Consider the following 2,064-nt stretch of genomic DNA (forward strand, 5'->3'; position numbering starts at 1 on the left):
ACTAACTTGTTGCCACCGCGAACAGGTACGCGACAAGCATCCGCTTGATCTCGTTGACGATGGTCTCGAAATGATCCGCATCCTCTGCGTCACGGATCGCGAAATTCAGCAGCGAGGACACCGTGTGCACCAGGAGCGCGGCCAACTGAAAGCGCTCCTCGTGGGTGGCATCCGCCGCCAGGGGGGCGACCACCTCGGAGATGATGTCGAGCATCTGCTTCTCGGTGGCCGCCGCCGTCGCGCGGGTCGCCGGGGTGGACTGGACGGCGTGCCAGACGGCGCGCCGGGAAGGATCCTCCCGCCACAGACGGGCCAGGTGGTCGATGAACTCGTCGAGAATGTCGGGCCACTGCGGGGCCGGCACCCGCCCGGAGAACTTCTGCAGCTCGGCGACATTCTCTGCCGTATCGACGCGGTCGAGCTCGCAGATGAGCACGTACTTGTTGGCGAAGAACTGGTACAGGGTGCCGATGGGCACCTCGGCGCGCTTGGCCACCTCGTCGAAGGTGAAGGACTCGAAGCCGACGTCGACAAGCACGGTGCGCGCGGCCGCCAGAATGCGGTTGAAGCGTTCGCGGCTGCGGGCCTGGGCGGGTCGTCGACGGGGGACGAGCAGGCCTTCCTCGTCGCTCATCAGGCGGCGGCGACCTCTCGCAGGATGCGGGCGACATGTCCCGACGCGCGGACGTTGTAGCGGGCCAGGCCGATGGTGCCGTCGGGTTCGATGAGGAACGTCGACCGGATCACGCCCTGCACGACCTTGCCGTAGTTCTTCTTCTCGCCGAACGCGCCCCACTGCGTCATCACCTGCTTATCGACGTCCGACAGCAGCACGAAGTTCAGCCCGTGATCCTCGCGGAACTTCGCCAGCTTCTCCGGTTTGTCGGGGGAGATGCCGATGACGGTGACGTCGAGGTCGTTGAGCTCGGCGAGGGAATCCCTAAAGTCGCAGGCCTGCGTCGTGCAGCCCGGGGTGTTGGCGCGCGGGTAGAAGTAGACGAGCACACGCTGGCCGACGACATCCTGGAGCGAGACCTCCCGACCGGTGTCATCGGGCAGGGTGAAATCGGGTGCAGGGTCGCCTTCGGCAAGACGTGAGGAAACAGTCATGTCCTACACCATACCGCCCTGCACCGACAGATCGCGTTACACTACTCTGAAGTAGAACAGACGACCTTCAACTACCCGGGAGATCCACGTGGCACGAGACATCAACGATATCCAGCGAGACATCGAGCGCACCCGTCGCCAGCTGGCCAGCACCCTCGACGAGCTGGCCGTTCGCACCAAGCCCCAGGCCCTCGCCGCCGACGCCCAGCGCGAGGCGCAGGCCAAGCTGCAGGACCCGCAGGTGCAGAAGATCCTCGCAGGTGTCGGCGTGGCTGTCGTCGGCCTGGTGACCCTCGTCGTGGTGCGCAACCGCAAGCGCAACAAGGATCTCAAGGAGATCCAGCGCCTGCTCGCAGGACGCGCATAATTTCCTACCGCTTATCGACGGGGCGACGCTAAGGTAACTACCTATGCGCGCCCCGTTCGTCGTCCTCGCCGCCGCCCTCCTCCTGGCAGGTTGCACGCCCACCGAGCCGTCAGCGCCTGCCGAGCAGATGCTCTCCGAGCGCACCGACGCCATGCCCGCTGAGGCCAACGACACCGACGTCCACTTTCTGGGAATGATGGTGCCGCACCACCAACAGGCCATCGACATGTCGGAGGTGCTGCTGGCCTCGGATGTGGAGGATCCGGACGTGCGAGACCTCGCCGAACGCATCCGCTCGGGCCAGGAGCGGGAGAACGCACAGATGCGCCAGCTCGCCGACGACTGGGCCATCGACGCCGACATGGAACTGCACTCCCACCACATCGCCAACGGCATGGTCTCACCCGGTGTGTTCGAGACCTTTGCGCAGCTGGACGGTGAGGAGCTGCGGACCCGCTTCCTCGAGCTCATGCACTTCCACCACGCGGAGGTCATCGCCATGACCCAGGATCAGGTGGACAACGGCGGATACGCTCCGCTGCGGGAGCTCGCAGAGGAGATGATCGAGGTGCAGACCGCCGAGATGC

Annotated in this window: 4 protein-coding genes; 2 read left to right on the forward strand and 2 right to left on the reverse strand. The window is 65.3% G+C overall.

What is annotated here, in order from left to right; translation table 11 throughout:
- Window position 1: 1 nt before the first annotated feature.
- Complete coding sequence (locus Q4F73_RS12055; protein ID WP_303359586.1) at window positions 2-634, reverse strand: TetR/AcrR family transcriptional regulator; 633 nt, start codon at window positions 632-634, stop codon at window positions 2-4.
- Entirely contained in the window at window positions 634-1,110 is a 477-nt protein-coding gene (gene bcp / locus Q4F73_RS12060) for a thioredoxin-dependent thiol peroxidase (RefSeq protein ID WP_303359587.1), read from the reverse strand. Before bcp ends, Q4F73_RS12055 begins: the two co-directional genes overlap by 1 nt.
- Before the next feature lie 88 nt (window positions 1,111-1,198).
- Here bcp and Q4F73_RS12065 point away from each other — a divergent pair, with 88 nt between their 5' ends.
- Together Q4F73_RS12065 and Q4F73_RS12070 are read left to right on the forward strand one after the other, a co-directional pair.
- Entirely contained in the window at window positions 1,199-1,477 is a 279-nt protein-coding gene (locus tag Q4F73_RS12065) for a DUF3618 domain-containing protein (protein ID WP_303359588.1), read from the forward strand.
- 43 nt (window positions 1,478-1,520) lie between these two features.
- The coding region (locus tag Q4F73_RS12070) for a DUF305 domain-containing protein (RefSeq protein WP_303359589.1) at window positions 1,521-2,064 on the forward strand (544 nt) is incomplete at its 3' end.

The sequence above is a fragment of the Corynebacterium sp. genome, assembly GCF_030535495.1.
Lineage (GTDB): Bacteria > Actinomycetota > Actinomycetes > Mycobacteriales > Mycobacteriaceae > Corynebacterium.

Bases quoted from the DNA above. Each gene is read 5' to 3' on its own strand.
- Q4F73_RS12055 (WP_303359586.1), bottom strand. From the start codon at position 634: ATGAGCGACGAGGAAGGCCTGCTCGTCCCCCGTCGACGACCCGCCCAG.
- bcp (WP_303359587.1), bottom strand. From the start codon at position 1,110: ATGACTGTTTCCTCACGTCTTGCCGAAGGCGACCCTGCACCCGATTTC.